Source organism: Streptomyces sp. NPDC054883 (assembly GCF_053610645.1).
In genome coordinates, this window is the sequence record NZ_JBSGYT010000005.1 from 29365 (window position 1) to 47715 (window position 18351).

General features: G+C 71.7%; 18 protein-coding genes and 1 tRNA gene. 8 read left to right on the forward strand and 11 right to left on the reverse strand.

Features of this window, described 5'->3' with window-relative positions:
- Nucleotides 1–62: 62 nt before the first annotated feature.
- Entirely contained in the window at nucleotides 63–395 is a 333-nt protein-coding gene (locus ACWGH1_RS05810; protein WP_453355520.1) for a DUF3303 family protein, read from the forward strand.
- A gap of 62 nt (nucleotides 396–457) precedes the next feature.
- Here ACWGH1_RS05810 and ACWGH1_RS05815 read toward each other — a convergent pair whose 3' ends face one another.
- From ACWGH1_RS05815 to ACWGH1_RS05830, 4 genes are read right to left on the reverse strand one after another with little or no spacing between them, the layout of a single operon-like run.
- Nucleotides 458–1783 carry a GH1 family beta-glucosidase gene (locus ACWGH1_RS05815; RefSeq protein ID WP_453355521.1) on the reverse strand — a complete coding sequence of 442 codons (1326 nt, stop codon included), beginning with the start codon at nucleotides 1781–1783 and terminating at the stop codon, nucleotides 458–460.
- 5 nt (nucleotides 1784–1788) lie between these two features.
- Nucleotides 1789–2679 carry a carbohydrate ABC transporter permease gene (locus ACWGH1_RS05820; protein ID WP_453355522.1) on the reverse strand — a complete coding sequence of 297 codons (891 nt, stop codon included), beginning with the start codon at nucleotides 2677–2679 and terminating at the stop codon, nucleotides 1789–1791.
- Nucleotides 2610–3563, reverse strand: coding sequence for a carbohydrate ABC transporter permease (locus ACWGH1_RS05825; protein WP_453408480.1), 954 nt, complete (start codon nucleotides 3561–3563; stop codon nucleotides 2610–2612). The genes ACWGH1_RS05820 and ACWGH1_RS05825 overlap by 70 nt, the downstream gene beginning before the upstream one ends.
- A gap of 28 nt (nucleotides 3564–3591) precedes the next feature.
- The gene (locus ACWGH1_RS05830) at nucleotides 3592–4923 is read right to left on the reverse strand and encodes an ABC transporter substrate-binding protein (RefSeq protein WP_453357282.1); all 1332 of its coding nucleotides are present in this window, start codon (nucleotides 4921–4923) and stop codon (nucleotides 3592–3594) included.
- A gap of 113 nt (nucleotides 4924–5036) precedes the next feature.
- Here ACWGH1_RS05830 and ACWGH1_RS05835 point away from each other — a divergent pair, with 113 nt between their 5' ends.
- Nucleotides 5037–6062: a LacI family DNA-binding transcriptional regulator gene (locus ACWGH1_RS05835; RefSeq protein ID WP_453357283.1), complete on the forward strand. Its 1026-nt coding sequence runs from the start codon at nucleotides 5037–5039 to the stop codon at nucleotides 6060–6062.
- Nucleotides 6063–6118: 56 nt separating this feature from the next.
- Here ACWGH1_RS05835 and ACWGH1_RS05840 read toward each other — a convergent pair.
- The 4 genes from ACWGH1_RS05840 to ACWGH1_RS05855 form a co-directional block, all read right to left on the reverse strand.
- A tRNA-His gene (locus tag ACWGH1_RS05840) sits at nucleotides 6119–6191 on the reverse strand.
- A 120-nt stretch (nucleotides 6192–6311) separates the two neighbouring features.
- Entirely contained in the window at nucleotides 6312–6914 is a 603-nt protein-coding gene (orn, locus tag ACWGH1_RS05845) for an oligoribonuclease (protein ID WP_453356306.1), read from the reverse strand.
- Between the two features lie 140 nt (nucleotides 6915–7054).
- Complete coding sequence (locus tag ACWGH1_RS05850) at nucleotides 7055–8221, reverse strand: helix-turn-helix domain-containing protein (protein WP_136214349.1); 1167 nt, start codon at nucleotides 8219–8221, stop codon at nucleotides 7055–7057.
- Nucleotides 8222–8597: 376 nt separating this feature from the next.
- Nucleotides 8598–8918, reverse strand: coding sequence for a hypothetical protein (locus ACWGH1_RS05855; RefSeq protein ID WP_453356307.1), 321 nt, complete (start codon nucleotides 8916–8918; stop codon nucleotides 8598–8600).
- A 421-nt stretch (nucleotides 8919–9339) separates the two neighbouring features.
- Between ACWGH1_RS05855 and ACWGH1_RS05860 the strand changes: the two genes are divergently transcribed.
- Both ACWGH1_RS05860 and ACWGH1_RS05865 read left to right on the forward strand, forming a co-directional pair.
- The gene (locus tag ACWGH1_RS05860; RefSeq protein ID WP_453356308.1) at nucleotides 9340–9870 is read left to right on the forward strand and encodes a universal stress protein; all 531 of its coding nucleotides are present in this window, start codon (nucleotides 9340–9342) and stop codon (nucleotides 9868–9870) included.
- Between the two features lie 99 nt (nucleotides 9871–9969).
- Nucleotides 9970–10539: an acetate uptake transporter gene (locus ACWGH1_RS05865; RefSeq protein ID WP_453356309.1), complete on the forward strand. Its 570-nt coding sequence runs from the start codon at nucleotides 9970–9972 to the stop codon at nucleotides 10537–10539.
- A gap of 76 nt (nucleotides 10540–10615) precedes the next feature.
- Here the strand turns inward: ACWGH1_RS05865 and glmS are convergent, their stop codons facing one another.
- From glmS to ACWGH1_RS05880, 3 genes are all read right to left on the reverse strand, one after another.
- On the reverse strand, nucleotides 10616–12433 hold the full coding sequence (gene glmS / locus ACWGH1_RS05870) for a glutamine--fructose-6-phosphate transaminase (isomerizing) (RefSeq protein WP_453355249.1): 1818 nt from the start codon (nucleotides 12431–12433) through the stop codon (nucleotides 10616–10618).
- Nucleotides 12434–12510: 77 nt separating this feature from the next.
- Nucleotides 12511–12786, reverse strand: coding sequence for a hypothetical protein (locus tag ACWGH1_RS05875; protein WP_453355250.1), 276 nt, complete (start codon nucleotides 12784–12786; stop codon nucleotides 12511–12513).
- Between the two features lie 107 nt (nucleotides 12787–12893).
- Complete coding sequence (locus tag ACWGH1_RS05880) at nucleotides 12894–13796, reverse strand: DUF4429 domain-containing protein (RefSeq protein ID WP_453355248.1); 903 nt, start codon at nucleotides 13794–13796, stop codon at nucleotides 12894–12896.
- A gap of 52 nt (nucleotides 13797–13848) precedes the next feature.
- On the opposite strand from ACWGH1_RS05880, the gene ACWGH1_RS05885 reads away from it, so the two are divergent.
- From ACWGH1_RS05885 to ACWGH1_RS05900, 4 genes are all read left to right on the forward strand, one after another.
- Entirely contained in the window at nucleotides 13849–15450 is a 1602-nt protein-coding gene (locus ACWGH1_RS05885; RefSeq protein ID WP_453355247.1) for a beta-N-acetylhexosaminidase, read from the forward strand.
- 84 nt (nucleotides 15451–15534) lie between these two features.
- Nucleotides 15535–16011: an SseB family protein gene (locus tag ACWGH1_RS05890; protein ID WP_453355246.1), complete on the forward strand. Its 477-nt coding sequence runs from the start codon at nucleotides 15535–15537 to the stop codon at nucleotides 16009–16011.
- Nucleotides 16008–16643, forward strand: coding sequence for a hypothetical protein (locus ACWGH1_RS05895; RefSeq protein WP_453355245.1), 636 nt, complete (start codon nucleotides 16008–16010; stop codon nucleotides 16641–16643). The genes ACWGH1_RS05890 and ACWGH1_RS05895 overlap by 4 nt, the downstream gene beginning before the upstream one ends.
- Nucleotides 16640–18337: a putative T7SS-secreted protein gene (locus ACWGH1_RS05900; protein ID WP_453408459.1), complete on the forward strand. Its 1698-nt coding sequence runs from the start codon at nucleotides 16640–16642 to the stop codon at nucleotides 18335–18337. Before ACWGH1_RS05895 ends, ACWGH1_RS05900 begins: the two co-directional genes overlap by 4 nt.
- The last annotated feature ends 14 nt before the right edge of the window (nucleotides 18338–18351 follow it).

Below are 18351 nucleotides of genomic sequence, written 5' to 3' on the forward strand. Positions count from 1 at the left end.
GAGTGCGCCCCGGACGGCGGTGCACGGGTTGCCGCCCCCACCGGCGGCCCGGAGGGTGGCCGGTGAACGGCCGACCCGCCACCACCACCGAAGGGGCCCCGATGCGCGTCATGCTCCGCGCCCACATGGACACCGCCGCCTCCAACGAGGCGATCAAGGCCGGCTCTCCCCCGGCGGCCATCCGCAAGCTGCTGGACACCCTCAAGCCGGAGTCCGCCTACTTCGGCCTCTCCGAGGGCGTCCGCTCGTGCTGGATCGTCTTCGACATGCAGGACAGCTCCCAGTTGCCGGCGATCGCCGAGGACCTGTTCGGCCAGCTGGGCGCCGAGCTGGAGATCTGTCCCGTCATGACCCCCGAGGACCTGGCCAAGGGGTCCCAGGCCATCTCCCGCTGAGCACCGCTCCCGTCGCCGGCCCGCACGGGCGACGGCGGGACGCCCGCCCCGGCGGTCCCCGGTCAGTCGAGCCGGCCCGTGCGGGCCACGGCGGCGTACCAGCGGGCGCTGGAGCGCGGGGTGCGGGCCTGGGTCTCGTAGTCGACGTGGACGATGCCGAACCGCTTGGCGTACCCGTGGGCCCACTCGAAGTTGTCCATCAGCGACCACAGGAAGTACCCCTCCACCGGAGCGCCGTCCGCGATGGCGCCGTGGACCGCCGCGAGGTGCTCGCGCACGTACCGGATGCGCTGGGGGTCGTGCAGGTCGGGGGCGCAGGCGGCGCCGTTCTCGGTGACCAGCAGCGGCAGGCCCGGTGCCTCGCGGGAGAAGCGCACCAGCAGGTCGTGCAGGCCGCTGGGGTCGATCGACCAGCCCATGTCGGTCAGCTCGCCCGGCGGCTGGTGGAAGGCGACCGAATCCGCCCCCGGCCAGGGCGTGTGGCCGCCGGCGCCGTGCCCGTCCGCCCGGGGGCCGCCCGGGCCGGCCGCCGACACCACCGCCGGGGTGTAGTAGTTGACCCCGAGGAAGCCCAGCGGCTGCCGGATCAAGGCCTCGTCACCGGGCCGGACGAACGCCCAGTCCGTCACTTCGGCGGTGTCCTCCAGCAGGTCCTGCGGGTAGCCGCCGTGCAGCAGCGGCCCGGTGAAGATCCTGTTCGCCAGTGCGTCGATCCGGCGGGCCGCGTCCGCGTCGGCCGCCGATCCGGTCAGCGGCCGCACCGCGCTCGGGTTGAGCGCGATGCCGGCCCTCGCCGAGGACGGCAGGACGGCCGCCGCCAGGCCGTGCGCGAGGTTCAGGTGGTGCGCGGCGCGCAGTGAGTCGGCGGGGGAGGTGCGGCCGGGGGCGTGGACCCCGGCGGCGTAACCCAGGAAGGCGCTGCACCAGGGCTCGTTGAGCGTCGTCCACAGCCCGACCCGGTCGCCCAGCGCCCGCCCGACCTGCTCGGCGTACGCGGCGAAGGCGTAGGCGCTCTCGCGCTCCGGCCAGCCGCCCGCGTCCTCCAGCTCCTGCGGCAGGTCCCAGTGGTACAGGGTCGGGCAGGGCTGGATCCCGTGCGCGAGCAGCTCGTCCACGAGCGCGTCGTAGAAGCCGATCCCGCCCGCGCGCACCCGGGGCCAGGACACCGAGAACCGGTAGGCGCCGAGCCCCAGTCCGGCCATGAGCGCCACGTCCTCGCGCCACAGCCGCAGGTGGTCCGCCGCCACGTCCCCGGTGTCACCGCCGCGCACCTTGCCCGGCGTGCGGCAGAAGGTGTCCCAGATGCACGGGCCGCGCGATCCTGCGCCGCCCTCGATCTGGAACGCCGCCGTGGCCGCGCCCCACAGGAACCCCTCGGGGAACTCCATCGCGCTCAACCCTTCACCGCCCCCTGCATGATGCCGCCGACGATGTGGCGGCCGAAGACCAGGAACACCAGCAGCAGCGGGAGCGTGCCCAGCAGCGCCCCCGCCATGATCACGGACTGGTCGGGGATGTAGCCGCGGCCCAGTCCGGTCAGGGCCACCTGCACCGTCGGACTGCCGTTCTGCGTCAGCGCGATGATCGGCCAGAAGAAGTCGTTCCAGGTCATCACGAAGGTCAGCATCCCCAGCACCGCCATCGCCGGGCGGGCGGCGGGGAACACCACGTGCCACACGATCCGCAGCGAACTCGCCCCGTCCGTCCGCGCCGCCTCCACCAGTTCCACCGGCAGCGCCTGCGCCAGGTACTGCCGCATGAAGAACACCCCGAAGGCGGACACCAGCGCCGGCAGGACCACTGCCTGGAGCCGGTCCGTCCACGACAGCTCGGCGATCAGCATGTACAGCGGTACGACGCTCAGCTGCGGCGGGATCAGCATCGTCGCCACCACCAGCGCCAGCAGCCCGCGGCTGCCCCGGAACCGCAGCCGCGCGAACGCGAAGCCCGCCAGCGTGGACAGCAGCACGGTCCCCGCCGCGACCGTGCCCGCGACCACCAGCGTGTTCAGCAGGGCGGTGCCCATGCGGGCGTCGGTCCAGGCGATCGACAGGTTGCGGCCCAGGTTCCCGCCGAACCAGAACGGCGGCGGGGTCTGCGCGAGCCGGGTGTTGGTGCGGGAGGCCGCGATCGCCGTCCACACCAGGGGGAAGAGGGAACCGGCGGTGAACAGCGCCAGGACGACGTACGTGGGTTTGCCCGCGCGCAGGACCTTCACCGGGAACCTCCCCGCACCAGCCGGGCCGCGCCCGCGACCAGCAGCAGCATCAGGAACATCGCCCACGCGATCGCCGAGGCCCGCCCCAGGTGCAGGTTCACCCAGCCCTGCTCGTACAGGTACAGACCCAGCGTCTGGAACTGGTGGTCGGAACCGCCCGTCGCCCCCGACCCGCCGTTGAACAGCAGCGGCTCGCCGAACAGCTGGGTGGCCCCGATGGTGGACACCACACACGTGAAGAAGATCGTCGGACGCAGCGAGGGCACCGTCACGTGCCGGAACTGCTGCCACCGCGAGGCCCCGTCCAGCGCGGCGGACTCGTACAGGTCCCCGGGGATCGCCTGCATGGCCGCCAGGTAGATCAGCGCGTTGTACCCGGTCCACCGCCACACCACGATCGTGGACACCGCCACCTGGGAGGCCAGGGTGCCGTTCTGCCAGTCCACCGGACCGAACCCGACCGCCGACAGCGCCCAGTTGACCATGCCGTGGTCCCGGCCGAAGAGCAGCACGAACACGAGCGTGGCGGCGGCCACGGAGGTCGCGTACGGGGTCAGCACCGCGACCCGGAAGAACGCCGAGCCCCGCAGCCGGTGGTTCAGCAGGTGTGCCAGGCCCAGTGCGATCAGCAGCTGCGGCACGGTCGACAGCAGCCCGATGGTGACCGTATTGCGCAGCGCGTTCCAGAAGAACGCGTCGTCCCACAGCCGGGTGAAGTTCCGCAGCCCCACCCACGTCATCGAGTCCGGGTCGGTCAGCTCCACCTGGTGCAGCGCCGCCCACCCCGTGTACAGCAACGGGAAGAGCCCGAAGGCGGTGAAGAAGAGGAAGAAGGGCGCCACGAAGGCGTACGGGCTCAGGCGCAGGTCCCACCGGTAGCGGCGCGAGCGCCACAGCTGGCCCCGGCCGCCCGCGTCCGCCCCCGCCGAGGGGGTGGACGCGGGCGACAGGAGGACGGTCTCGTCGGTCACCGCCGCCTCACTGGTCCAGGGCGTTGTCGATCGCCGCCACCGCGGCGTCCCAGCCCTCCTGCGCCGACCGGCCCTTCTGGTCGACCTGGAGCATCCCGATGTCCGCGAGGTTCTGCGCGATGACCAGGTCCTTGGGGCCGAGCACGGTCACCGGCACGCCCTCGGCGGCCCGGGCGAAGATCTCCCCGATCGGGGCGTCGCCGAAGTACGCGTGGTGCGCCCCGGCCACCGTCGGCAGCTTGTACGCGGCGCTCGCGCTCGGGAAGCTCCCGCGCTTCTCGAACAGCTTCGCCTGCTGCGCAGGTGCCGTCAGCCAGGCGGCCAGCTTCGCCGCCTCCTGGGCGTGCCTGCCCGCCTTGGGCACCACCAGGAACGAACCGCCCCAGTTGCTCGGCTTCGGGGCCGCCGCCACGTCCCACTTGTCCTTGCCGTCCGGGCCCGCCTTGTCCTGGATGTAGCCGAGCATCCAGGCCGGGCAGGAGACGGTCGCGAAGCCGCCGTTGGAGAAGCCCTGGTCCCAGGCCGGGGTGAACTGCTGGAGCTTCGCGCTCAGCCCTTCGGAGGCGAACCGGGCCGCCAGGTCGAAGGCGCCGCGCACCGCGGGGTTCGTCTTGTAGACGACCTTGCCCTGGCCGTCGTAGAACCGCTGGGCGTAGCCGCCGGTGACGGCCGCCATCACGCCGGAGGCCGAGTCGACGAACGCCTTGCCGTCGCCCGCCTTCGCCTTGTAGGCCTTGCCCGTCTCCAGGTACTTGTTCCAGTCGCCCGCCCAGAGCGCGCCGACCGCCGTCCGGTCGGTGGGCAGTCCGGCCGCCGCGAAGAGGTCCTTGCGGTAGCAGATGCCCTCGGGGCCGATGTCGGTGCCCAGCCCGACGGTGGCGCCGCCCTTGGCGGTGCCCTGCGCCCACTTCCACGGCAGGTACGCCGCCTTGTCCACACCGGGCGCCTTGCCGAGGTCGACGAGCTTGTCCGCCTGCGTCGCGGTGATCTCCGCGATGTTGTTGACCTCGACGGCCTGGATGTCGGCGAGGCCGCTGCCGGTGCCCAGGTGCGTGAGCAACTGCGGGTAGTAGTTCTCGTTGCGCTCGATGGAGGTCTGCTCGATCCGCACGCCCGGGTTCTGCGCCATGTACTCGTCGTAGAGGCCGGCCTCCTTGAGCCCGAACGCGCCGAACACCCCGACGGTGAGGGTCGTGGTCGCCTTGCCGCCGGCCCGGGCGCCCGGGCCCGGGGGGTCGGCGGCGTCCTGGGAGCAGCCCGCGAGGAGCAGGGCCGCCGCGGCGGCGACGGCCAGGGCTCTGAGGGGCGTGGGGCAGTGGGGCCGGGATCGGGCTCGCATCAGGATCCTCCTGGAAGGACAGGACGTGCCGGGTGTCGTGTGCCACAGTGTGGGAGCGCTCCCACGATCGTCAAGAGGCGGTCGAGAGGTAGATTCACAGCCGGGAGGAAGCCATGAGCGGGCAAGGGCGCAGCGGGGGACGGCCGACCCTGGAGGAGGTCGCGGTCCGGGCCGGGGTGGGACGCGGCACCGTCTCCCGGGTGATCAACGGATCCGCCAGGGTCAGCGAGCACACCAGGGCCGTAGTGGAGGCCGCCGTCGCCGAACTCGGATACGTGCCCAACCGCGCGGCCCGGGCCCTCGCCGCCAACCGTACGGACGCCATCGCCCTCGTCATCCCCGAACCCGAGGCCCGCTTCTTCGCCGAGCCCTACTTCTCCGATGTGGTGCGGGGCGTCGGCGCGACCCTCGCCGAGACCGACGTCCAGCTGGTGCTCACCCTCGCGGGCGGCGAGCGGGAGCGCCGTCGGCTGGCCCAGTACCTGTCCGGCCACCGCGTCGACGGGGTGCTGCTGGTCTCCGTGCACGCCGGGGACCCGCTGCCGGAGCTGCTGGCCGAGCTGGGCATCCCGGCGGTGATCAGCGGCCGCCGCTCGGCCGCCGAGGCGCTGCCCTGCGTGGACTCGGACAACCTGGCGGGCGCCGCCGGGGCCGTGCGCCACCTCCTCGGCCGGGGCCGGCGGGCGATAGCCACCATCACCGGGCCGCTGGACGTGTACGGGGCCCAGTGCCGCCTCGACGGATACCGGCAGGCCCTCGCCGCCGCCGGGCACCCCGCGGACGAGCTGCTGGTCGCCACCGGTGACTTCACCGAGGAGGGCGGCCGGCGGGCCATGCGCGAGCTGCTGGAGCGCCGCCCCGCCCTGGACGCCGTCTTCGCCGCCTCGGACGTCATGGCGGCGGGTGCCCGGCTGGAGCTGCGGGCCGCGGGGCGCCGGGTACCCGAGGACGTGGCGCTGGTGGGCTTCGACGACTCTGTGGTCGCCCGGCACATGGACCCGCCGCTGACCAGCGTGCGCCAGCCGATCGAGGAGATGGGCCGGACCATGGCGCGGGTGCTGCTGGAGCGGATCGCGGGCGGCCCGGCGGACGCCGCCGTGGTGCTGCCGACCGAGCTGGTGGTCCGGGAGTCGTCCTGACGCGCCGGACATGCGGAAGGCCCCGGCCGCTTCCGCGTACCGGGGCCTTCCCACAGGGTGAGTGACGGGACTTGAACCCGCGGCCACCTGGACCACAACCAGGTGCTCTACCAACTGAGCTACACCCACCATGCCCGGTCGCGTGAGCGACCGGCCGAAGAAAAGGGTACAGGGTCCGGGAGGGTGCTCGCTCCCCCCTTTCCCCGTACCCCCCCCTCCGGCAGACCACGGCGGGCCCGTCCACCGGCCCTATTCGCCGGCGACGACGTACTTGGCGGCGATGGTGCGGGCCGTGTCGGAGTCGGGTCCGGGCTGCGGGACGAACACCGCCTCGCGGTAGTAGCGCAGCTCGGCGATGGACTCCTTGATGTCCGCGAGCGCCCGGTGGTTTCCGTTCTTCGGCGGACTGTTGAAGTAGGCCCGCGGGTACCAGCGGCGCGCCAGCTCCTTGACCGAGGACACGTCCACGATCCGGTAGTGCAGGTAGGACTCCAGCGCGGCCATGTCCCGCAGCAGGAAACCGCGGTCGGTGCCGACCGAGTTCCCGCACAGCGGCGCCTTGCCGGGCTCCTTGACGTGCTCCCGTACGTACGCCATGACCTGTGCCTCGGCGTCCGCCAGGGTGGTTCCGCCGGCCAGCTCGTCGAGCAGGCCGGATGCGGTGTGCATCTGGCGCACCACGTCGGGCATGGTCTCCAGGGCCGCGTCCGGCGGGCGGATCACGATGTCCACGCCTTCGCCGAGCACGTTGAGCTCCGAGTCGGTGACCAGTGCGGCCACCTCGATAAGTGCGTCGTCCGTCAACGAGAGCCCGGTCATCTCGCAGTCGATCCACACCATGCGATCGTTCATGGGCCCCAGCTTAGGGGGTCTGCGCCGGATCAGGGCCGGCCCCGGGGCCCGCGGTACCGCGGCCGGCCGCGCGACGCGAAGGTCCCCCGCATCGGGGACGGCCGATGTGGGGGACCTTCGTCGCGCGCTCGCGGTACGGGCTACGCGTGCTCGCGCAGGACCCGGCCCGGGGAGTACAGCTCGGTGACCGTCGGACCGGCCGCGGCCAGGGCCGCCGCCGCCCGCTGCGGGGTGCGCTGGTGCGGCACCGGACCGCCGGACAGCTCGGCCACGTGCGGTACGTCGGCCTGCGGCCGGCGCGCCCGGTAGGCGGAGCGGTAGGCGGCCGGGGAGGACCCCAGTTGGCGCCGGAAGTGCCCGCGCAGCGCGACGGGCGAACGGAACCCGCAGCGTCCGGCGACCTCGTCGACCGAGTAGTCGGAGGTCTCCAGCAGCCGCTGTGCCTGGAGCACCCGCTGGGTGATCAGCCACTGGAGCGGCGCGCTGCCGGTGAGCGAGCGGAACCGGCGGTCGAAGGTCCGCCTGCTCATGTAGGCGCGGGCGGCCAGCGTCTCCACGTCGAACTGCTCGTGGAGGTGTTCCAGCGCCCAGGCGACGACCTCGGCGAGCGGATCGGCGCCGATCTCCTCCGGTAGCGACCGGTCGAGGTAGCGCTCCTGGCCCCCGGTGCGGCGCGGCGGGACGACGAGCCGGCGGGCCAGGGCCCCGGCCGCCTCGCTGCCGTGGTCCGTGCGCACGATGTGCAGGCACAGGTCGATTCCGGCCGCGGTGCCCGCGGAGGTCAGTACGTCGCCGTCGTCGACGAACAGCTCGCGCGGGTCGACGTGGACGGACGGGTACCGCTTGGCCAGCGTCGGCGCGTACATCCAGTGCGTCGTCGCGGGCCGGCCGTCGAGCAGACCGGCGGCGGCGAGGACGAAGGCCCCCGTGCACAGTCCGACGATCCGGGCCCCCTCCTCGTGCGCCAGACGCAGTGCGTCGAGCGCCTCGGGCGGCGGCGGTGAAGTGATGGACCGCCAGGCCGGAACGACGACCGTGCCCGCCCGGGCGATCGCCTCCAGCCCGTACGGCGCGGTCAGTTCGAGTCCGCCGGTGGTCCTCAGAGGACCGTCCTCACCGGCGCACACGAGCAGTCGGTAGCGTGGAACTCCCGCGTCCTGCCGGTCGATGCCGAACACGGAAAGTGGAATGGAACTCTCGAAGATCGGCCCGCCGCTGAACAGCAGCACCGCGACGATCTCCCTGCGGCGACGCCCCGCGAGCTTCCGGCCCGCGTCCGCGACGACTGCGGTGGAATCCTGGCTCATGGCGCTAAGCCCCCCTTGGGTGTCGCGACTCCTTGGTCTGGTCGCACCTGCACGTTTCCCCTCGGCCTTGCACGTGGATCCCCCGCCGTAAATACATGATCGAATCTACTGCGTCCCGTGGTGTCGGCGTGACAAGTTCAGCACGCAGCGCTATGTCGACTTGGCAACTTGGCGAAAAGCATTCGATCAGTAAGGGTTCCACTCCGCTACCCGTTCAGGAAGCGCTCGGTCCGGCCATGGCCAGTACTCATGGGGTCGACAGGGCGCCGGTGCTCCGTCGTCGCTGGTGGTAGCGGGGTCGGGGGGACATTCCGGCAAGGAACGGACCCTGCCGGGAAGTTGGCCGAAAACAGTTGGGTGTGTACGTGCGAACCGGTCAGTCGTGCGGGGACAACGCGCCGGGGCCGTGACAGCCGCGGTGTGAACCGGACCCGCCGCGCGAGTGCCGGCCGCGGTGGGTGGACGGGGGCCCTTCCTCGGCCCGGACCCGGGCTGCGGCCCGCTCCGCCTTCTCGGAGTGCCGCAGCAGCACCCGGCAGGCGGCCGTGACGGCCGCCAGGCCGAGCGTCGCGACGGCGGCCCCGCCGAAGGAGGTCCCGTATACCACCAGCACCACGGGGACGAGCAGACAGCTGAACGCGGCCCAGCGCACCACCTCCCCCGCCGGGTCGTCATGGGAGTGCCGCGCCGGGCGCACGGACGGGTGAACCGCAGAAGGGGCGAAGCGGGGTCCCGGTCCGGCGGACCGGCCGGAGCGGGTGGGCGGAGCGGGCTGGACGGGGCGATCCGGATGGCCGGGCACGGCGTACTCCCTGCGGGCTCTTCCTGGACGGTCGGACCCTTGTCCAACGGCGGGCGGCGCGGCTCGGTCACTGCGCGCACGGGTGGCGCGCGGCGCTCTCGTCACTGGCTGTAGGGGACAGTCGCCATTGCCAACGGGCCGCCCCTCGGGCATGCTCCCTGGGACGCTCCTCAAGGGCGGCAAGCCCTGTGCAGGACAAGGGTGTCGCCGTACCCTGAAGGGTAAGGGCTTGGGAAGATGCTTCCCGGACAGAGCTCCGTCACAGTGCGTCGCCGAAACCTGTCGCTTCCCCCGAGGACCCCTCGCCGAGACATCCATGGCCGGTCACGAATACTCCGAACCCGCGGACCGCAAGCGCAAGCGCCTCGCCGACTCCGCGTCGGCCGACCTGCGCGCGGTGGAACAGACGCGCCACCCTTGCGACCCGGCCTTCCGGCACGGCGTCGTGGTCGGCTTCGACGGCTCCACGTCCAGCGAGCGCGCCCTCGCGTACGCCATCGGGATGGCCCGGCGCTCCGGCTCCGGTCTGATCATCGTCCACGTGGCCAACCGGCTGCCCACCACCGTGTGGGCGGGTTGCGAGCCGCCCGTCTTCGTGGACGTCCCGGACCACCGCACCGAGGTGCTGGGGCTGGAGCTCGCCTGCGCGGACTACCTCACCGAGGTGCCGTGGATCCTGGTCGAGCGGGGCGGCGACATCTGCCACGAGCTGGAGGAGGTCGGCCGCGAGTACTCGGCGGACGCCATCGTGGTCGGCTCCACGCACGGCATCGTCGGCCGGATCTTCGGCTCCGTGGCGGGACGCCTCGCCAAACGCGCCCAGCGACCCGTTGTTGTGATTCCGTAACACTCCGTTCGCCGGTTGTGCGGTTGTGAGCCCCGTTGTAAGGGGTAGATAAATGCTGCTGGGACGCAGCAAACAACTGCAGATCGAAGGGAGCCCGCCGTGGACAATGGTGTCTCTGCGGGAAGCACGGCCTCGACTTCGACCCTCGGGCACATAGCCCTGGGTCTCACCCTTCTCGCATTCGGTATCGGCCACACCGGCATCATCAGCGGCGTGAGCGCGGCAGACTCCGTATCCCTCGCGATGTACGTGGGCGGTCTCGCCCTCTTCGTCCTGGGACTCCTGGAGTACCGCGGTGGCAACGGCTTCAACGGCACCGCGTTCGCGGGCCTCGGGGCCTTCTGGTTCACCTGGGCCGGCGGAGCCGACGCCAAGGTGTCGGCGCACGCGGCCGGCCTGTTCCTGGTCCTCTTCGCCCTCCTCGCCCTCACCCTGACGGTGGGCGCGGCCGGCGGACCCTTCGGGCAGGGCGTCTACGGCCTGCTCACCCTCTCCCTGGTGCTCCTCGCGGTGGGCACCTTCGCCGGCAGCGGCGGACTGGGCAAGGTCGCCGGCTGGGTGGCGGCGGTCGCCGGCCTGCTGGCCTGGTACGGGGCGACGGCCGCCCTGGCCCACTGGCCGATGGCGGTCGGCCGGGGCTCCCGGCGCGGCGCCGTCGCCGCCGGGTGAGGACCCGCGGCTGAGAACGGGCCCCGGGGGAAATCCCCCGGGGCCCGTTCCGCGTGCCGGTGTGATGCGCCGGTGGCTACTCGACCGTGACCGACTTGGCCAGGTTGCGCGGCTTGTCGATGTCCCGGCCCAGGGCCAGGGCGGTGTGGTACGCCAGCAGCTGGAGCGGGATGCCCATCAGGATCGGGTCCAGCTCGTCCTCGTTCTTGGGGACGACGATCGTGTGGTCGGCCTTCTCCTGCTCGCGGTGGGCGACCGCCAGGATCCGGCCGCTGCGGGCCTTGATCTCCTCCAGGGCCGCGCGGTTCTTGTCCAGCAGGTCGTCGTCCGGGACGATCGCGACCGTCGGCATCGCCGGCTCGATGAGCGCGAGCGGACCGTGCTTGAGCTCGGAGGCGGGGTAGGCCTCGGCGTGGATGTAGGAGATCTCCTTCAGCTTGAGGGAGGCCTCCAGGGCCACCGGGTAACCGCGTACCCGGCCAATGAACATCATCGACTTGGCCTGGGCGTACTCCGCCGCCAGCTTCTTGATGTCCTCCTCGCCCTCCAGGATCTCCTGGATCTGGGCGGGCAGCTTGCGCAGGCCCTCGATGATCCGCTTGCCGTCGGTCACCGACAGGTCCCGGATGCGGCCCAGGTGCACGGCGAGCAGCGCGAACGCCACGACCGTGTTGGTGAAGCACTTGGTGGACACGACGCAGACCTCCGGGCCGGCGTGCACGTACACGCCGCCGTCCGCCTCGCGGGCGATGGCGGAGCCGACCACGTTGACCACGCCGAGGACGCGGGCGCCCTTGCGCTTGAGCTCCTGGACGGCCGCGAGGACGTCGTACGTCTCACCCGACTGGGAGACCGCGATGTACAGGGTGTCCGGGTCCACGACCGCGTTGCGGTAGCGGAACTCGGAGGCCGGCTCGGCGTCGGCGGGGATGCGCGCCATGCCCTCGATGAGGCCGGCGCCGATCAGACCCGCGTGGTACGAGGTGCCGCAGCCGAGGATCTTGACCCGGCGGATGCCGCGCGCCTCGCGGGGGTCCAGGTTCAGGCCGCCCAGGTGGACGGTGGAGAAGCGGTCGTCGATCCGGCCGCGCAGGACGCGGTCGACGGCTTCCGCCTGCTCGGAGATCTCCTTGTGCATGTACGTGTCGTGGCCGCCCATGTCGTAGGAGGCGGCCTCCCACTCCACGGTCTCCGGCGTGGCGGTGGTCGTCGTACCGGTGGTGGTGTACGTACGGAAGTCGTCGGCCTTCAGGGTGGCCATCTCGCCGTCGTCCAGGGTGACGATCTGGCGGGTGTGGGCGACCAGCGCGGCGACGTCCGAGGCGACGAACATCTCCTTCTCGCCGATGCCGAGGACGACCGGGGAGCCGTTGCGGGCGACGACGATGCGGTCCGGGAAGTCGGCGTGCATGACGGCGATGCCGTAGGTGCCCTCGACGACCTTGAGCGCCTCGCGGACCTTCTCCTCCAGGGAGTCGGCCTGGGAGCGGGCGATCAGGTGGACGAGCACCTCGGTGTCGGTCTCGGAGAGGAAGACGACGCCGTCGGCCTCCAGCTTGGCGCGCAGCTCGGAGGCGTTGTCCACGATGCCGTTGTGGACGACCGCGACCTTGTTCTCGGCGTCCAGGTGCGGGTGGGAGTTGATGTCGCTCGGCGCGCCGTGGGTGGCCCAGCGGGTGTGGGCGATACCGGTGGTGCCGGCGAACCGCTTGGGCACGCGGGACTCCAGCTCGCGGACCCGGCCCTTGGCCTTGACGACCTTCAGGGCCGCGGACTTCGGGCTGTTGACGACGATGCCCGCGGAGTCGTAACCCCGGTACTCCAGGCGCTGGAGACCCTCCAGCAGCAGCGGTGCGACGTCACGCTTGCCGATGTAACCCACAATTCCGCACATACGGTCTTGCCCCTCCTGAAGTCCGGTGGATCGTGCTCGTACCCGGCCCGGTGGGGCCCGGCCCTCGTGGGGCCCGCTCAGCCGTAGACGATGCGGCGCAGCTGCCGGAGCGAGAGCTCCGGGGGTGCCACGGCGCGGTGCGGCAGTTCGGCCGCGATGCGTTCGAAGGTCTCCGCGTTGACGGAGCCGCCGGACTGCAGTTCGCGGTGGCGGCGGCGGACGAACGCCTCGGTCGTCTCGTCGAAGTACGCGAGCACGTCGAGCACCACCCGGGCGGCTTCGCCTCGCTGGAGCGAGGTGCTGCGCACCAGGTGGTCGACGAGGTCGTCATGCGACGGGCGGCGGTCGAGCACCCGTAGATACTGACGGCCCACGGGCCGGAACGCAAAAATCCTGCCCGGAAACGGGCAGGATCATGCTGGTCTGGACCAGAGGAATGTCTGGCTCCGATCTGGCTCGGTCAGAAATGCCCCAAAATGGCGGCTTTCGCGGTGAGGAACTCCTCGGAGGTGAGGACGCCTTCCTTGTGCAGCTCGCCGAGCTCGCGCAGCCGGCGCAGGAGGGCGTCGTGGTCGGCCGAGACGGGGCGGGGAAGCGCGGCGGGGACGGGCGCGGTGTTCGCGGCGGCCGGGTCGGCCGACGCGCCCGGGTGGGCCGACGCGGCCGGGTGGGCCAGGCGTACGGTCACGGCCGCCGCGACCAGCGCGGTCAGCAGCTCCTTCTTGCCGAAGCCGAAGAGTTCGGCCGTGTGGGGGTCGTACTTGGCCGCGGGCGCCGCCTGGGCACCCGTCAGAGTGAACCGGAGCCAGCCGTTGGAGAGGCCCTTGGCCGGGACCCAGTCCACCGCCCGTACGTCCGCCACCCGGAACCGGCTGGGGCCCGCCGAGTGCTTGGCGTCCTCCGCCGTCCAGTTCCAGTCCAGCGTGATCGCGTCGCCGTCGAAGGACACCGTCGCGTCGCCCGCCTCGGCCGTCACCGGCACCGGTGGCCCGGGCAGCAGGTACGCCTGCGCCGGGCCGGGGTCGACCTGGTCGAGCAGCAGCGCGTTGCGCACCTCGTCCACGAAGTACTCCGCGACCCCGGCCCTGGCCGCGTCCACGGTCAGCTTGTACGGGTCGGCGGCGTCGGGCAGCCGTCCGCCGGTGCCCTGCGTCAGCGGGTCGGCGCCGTCGCGGAGCCGAAGGCGCAGCCGGCCGGACTTGCGGCCCGGCTCATAGGAGACCCCGGCGATCGCGTGGAGCGGTACCGAAAGTTCCCCGAGGGCCTGGCGCAGCGGGCCCACGTCCTTGTCCCGGCCCGGGACGATGCGCACCGCGTCCCCGTCGAAGGTCCATGTGCCGTCCTTCTGGATGATTTCCGCCATCTTGTGATTCTGTCACCGGTGTTGACGGCCGCGGTGGCCTATACCTGGGCGCATGAGAGTCCTGCGACGCACGCTCGGTACCCTCCTCGTCCTCGGCGGCGCCGCCCTGTCCTGCGCAGCCGCCCACGGTGTCGACGCCGGGCCCGGGGACGGCCGCCCGGGCTCCTCCGCCCGTCCCGCGGCCGCCCCGGCCCCGTACGCACGGCTGCTGCCCGCGCCGGCCTCCGTACGGGTGGCGGGCGCCGGGTACCGGTTCGGGGCGGGCACGGTGATCCGTACCTCCGGCCCGGACGAGGAGGTCCGCCGGGTCGGCGAACTCCTGGCGCAGCAGCTGCGCGGGCCGAGCCGGCTGCCGCTGCCGGTGGTCGACGGGGAGGGCGGCGACGGGGTCCGGCTGCGGCTGGATCCGGCGGCGCCCGGGACCGGCGCGGAGGGCTACCGGCTGGAGACCCGGACGGACGGGATCACCCTCACCGCCCGCACCCCGGCCGGGCTGTTCCACGCGGGGCAGACGCTGCGGCAACTGCTGCCGGTGAGCGGCGCGGGGACGGTGCCGGGCGGGACGGTCACGGACGCGCCGAGGTTCGCGTACCGCGGGGCGATGGTCGACATCGCGCGGCACCACTTCACGGTCGAGCAGGTCAAGCGGTACGTGGACCAGCTCGCCCAGTACAAGGTGAACGTCCTGCACGTCCACCTCACCGACGACCAGGGGTGGCGGCTGGAGTCCGCGTCCTGGCCCAGGCTCGCGGAGTACGGCGGCGGCAGCGAGGTGGGCGGCGGACCGGGCGGCCACTGGACGAAGGACGAGTACCGGGACCTGGTGGCGTACGCGGGCGAGCGGTACGTGGACGTGGTTCCGGAGATCGACATGCCGGGCCACGTGAACGCGGCGCTGGCCTCGTACGCGGAGCTGAACTGCGACGGCAAGGCGCGGGAGCGGTTCACGGGGACGAAGGTCGGGTTCAGTTCGCTGTGCGTCGGCAAGGAGCGGACGTACGAGTTCATCGACGACGTGCTGGGAGAGCTCGCGGAGCTGACGCCGGGCAAGTACCTGCACATCGGGGGCGACGAGGCGCACGCGACGCCGGCGGCGGACTACGCGGCCTTCATGGACCGGGCGCAGGCGGTGGTCGCGAAGTACGGCAAGACGGTGGTGGCCTGGCACCAGCTGGCGGCCGCCCGGCCGGCGCCTGGGGCGGTGCTCCAGTACTGGGGCCACGGCGGGACCCCGGCGAAGGAGAAGGAGCGGCTCGCGCAGGTGGCGAAGGCGGGCCACCCGCTGATCCTGTCCCCGGCGGACCGGCTGTACCTGGACATGAAGTACGACGCAACGACGAAGCCCGGCCTGGCGTGGGCGGGTTACGTCCCGGTGAAGCGGTCCTACGACTGGGACCCGGGGGCGTTCCTGCCCGGGGTCCCGGAGCCGGCGGTGCTGGGCGTCGAGGCGGCGCTGTGGACGGAGACCATCGGGACCCGGGCGGACTGGGAGTTCATGGCCTTCCCCCGGATGCTGGGCCTCGCGGAACTCGGCTGGTCCCCCGCGGCCTCCCACGACTGGCCGTCGTACAGCCACCGCCTGGCAGCCCAGGCCCCCCGCCTGGACGCCCAGGGCGTCACGTACTACCGCGCCCCGGACGTGCCCTGGGGATAGGGGCCCCGGGCCCGTCGCGGATTGCGTGCGACGATTCGTTCGGCCGGGGGGCCGGCCGGTGCGCAGCAAGGGGGGGAGTTCCGGGTGGGGTTCGACGAGGAATGGGCACAACTGCGGGCGGCGGCAGCCGAACGCGTGGCATCGGCGCCCGCCGTCATGCCGACGGCCGCGACGGCGGCTCCCGCGGTCGGGACGGATCCGCTCGACGCCGCACGGGAGGCGGCGGAAGCACGGCTGTCGGATCTCCGTAGCCGAGTCGTGCTCGTGCCGCTGGACGCCCAGGGTGGCTTGTGGACCGCCGAACTCGGCGGTCTCGACTGGATCTGCGCGTTCTCGGACGAGGAGGCACTGGCCCGGTTCGCCGAGGCGCGGGGCGAGACCGGGCGGGAGTGGCCGTACCGGCGGGTGATCGGTGCGCGGCTGTTGGACGAGGTGGTGCCGGCGCTGGACTTCCCCTGCGGGGTCGCGTTGGACGCAGCTGGGCCCGTCGGGGCGGTGTACCCGCCGCTGCGCGGCACCGTGCCGGACGCGGCGGCGCTGGACGGGGAGGTGGCGGAGTGAGCGGGGACGGCGCTGATCTGGACGTGTCGAAGCAGGCGCTTGGCGAGATAGCCGGAGGGATCACGCAGGCCCTGGCCGAGTTGCAGGAACTCGGGATGGTGGGCACGGCCAGTATGGGTCGCGGCTTCTCGGACCTGTCGCTGTCGGGGATGGAGACCGGTCACGACGGCCTGACGTCCTCCTTCGGATCGTTCTGCGAGCGCTGGGAGTGGGGCGTGCGCTCCCTGGTGCAGCAGGGCAATGACTTCGCGGCGAAGGTCGGCCTGTCCGCCGGTTTGGTGTACGAGCAGGAGCAGTACATCCAGGGCGGCTTCAAGGTGCTCGCCAACTCGGCGATGGGCAACCCGTACGCGTCAGAGGACGACGTCACCAAGAAGGGCTGGGGTGACGTCCTCGCCGACAACCCGTACACGCAGATCAGAAACGCGGACTACAGCCCGGAGTCCTTCGAGCGGGCCAACGAGAACAGCAAGGAAGCCTGGAAGAGCGCCCTCCGGGACGTCAACAGCTCCAAAACGCTCCTGCCCAACCAGATAGTCGATGCCGCCGGTCTACGGGACGACGTGGACGCGGCGGTCGACGACATGATCGGCCCCGCGCCCCGGCCCCAGGCAGGCGGTGAGCACGGATGACCGACTGGGGCGGGCTGGTCGACAGGGGCTTGAACAATCTGGAGGACAGCTGGGGCGCCACCAAGAAGGTGGTCGGCGAGGGCGTGGACATGGCTGCCCACGGAGTTGGCGACGTTCTGGACCGGGTGGGCGCCCACGGTTGGGCGGACAAGATCGAGGACTGGGGCGACGACCTGGCCTCGGACCTCGGCGCCTCCATAGGCGAGCAGCAGCTCGGCCAGACGCAGCAGGCGGACGAACTGATCCACGGCAAGCCGTCGACGATCCGGGAGTCCGCGGGGCACCTCACCGACTTCCAAGCCGCGTTCGACCGGGTCGGCCAGGGCATGAAGTCCCTGGACTCCGGCCACTGGAAGGGGGCCGCGGCCGACGCGTTCCGTGAGGAGTTCGCGATGCACCCCGCGGACTGGCTGCACGCCTCCGACGCGTGCCAGGCCGCGGCCGACGCCCTCACGCACTACGCGGACACCGTGGCATGGGCGCAGCAGCAGGCCCAGCAGGCCATCGACCTCTACCGGCAGGGCGTGCAGGAGACGAGGGAGGCGGCGGAGGCCTACAGGGCCAAGGCCGACGCCTACGAAGCCGCCGCCCGGGCCGGCCGAGACCCGGGCCCCTGCCCCGCACCTGGTGCCGACCCGGGCGAGGCGGCCCGCCGCCGTGCCCAGGAGATCCTCACGGAGGCGCGCCGCCAGCGCAACGACGCCGCCGGTACGGCCCAGCGGGCCATCGACGCGGCCACCGCAAAAGCTCCGGCCATGCCGTCGGCATCCGACCGGGCATGGGACGGCTTCCTCGACTACGAGGCCGGCCAGGCGGTGGAGCTGAACCATTTCGTAGGCGGCGTGGTCAAGGGCACTGCAGGGATCCTCGACTTCGCCCGCGGCCTGAACCCCTACGACCCCTACAACCTGACGCATCCGGCCGAGTACTCGCAGCACGTCAACATGACCTTGGCGGGACTCGTCTCCACCGCGTCCCACCCCGAACGCGTCCCGGCCGCATTGCTGGACCCCTTCAAGGACGACTTCAGCGAGGGCCTCGGCCGTCTGTTCCCCGAGTTCATCGGCACCAAGGGCCTGGGCGAAGCCCGCGCCGGCGTGCGCCTGGCCGAAGAAGGCGCGGGGAGCTCAGTAAAATCTGCAGGGAAGAGTGTTGTAAAACCCGCCGCCACTCCGACTGAGCCCCACGACTGGAAAGACCTGGCCAAGTCGACTGAAAAGGTCTCCGAGAAATCCATTCATGATGGGTCGGTTTCGGTCGCAGACGCCGAGAAATTCACAGATGACGTGTTTCCGTGGCTCGATAAGCTGAACCCGACTGGCCGCCCAGGCTACACGATGAACTGTTCGCACAATGTGGTGGCTGTGGAGCAGAGGATGCAGGGGATGGAGGTGTCGGCTGCTCCAAGGTCGGAAGGCGCGCACGTTCCTCCGGAGGTGCTCGGCCTGAAAGATAGGGCGCTCGGCGAATACGATTGGGTAGACGGTTATGATGACATAATCCGTGATATCAAGGAGCGTGGGCCAGATGCTCGAAGTGTCGTATACATCGAGCGGTCTGACGGCAGCGCTCATGTGTTCAACGCCGTGCACACCAAGTATGGAGTAGCTTTCATCGATGGGCAGACTGGGAAATTGGCAACTCTGGAAGATGTGCCATACATTGGCCATATTCCCTATGGTGGAGGGAAATGATGTCGGTATCGCGG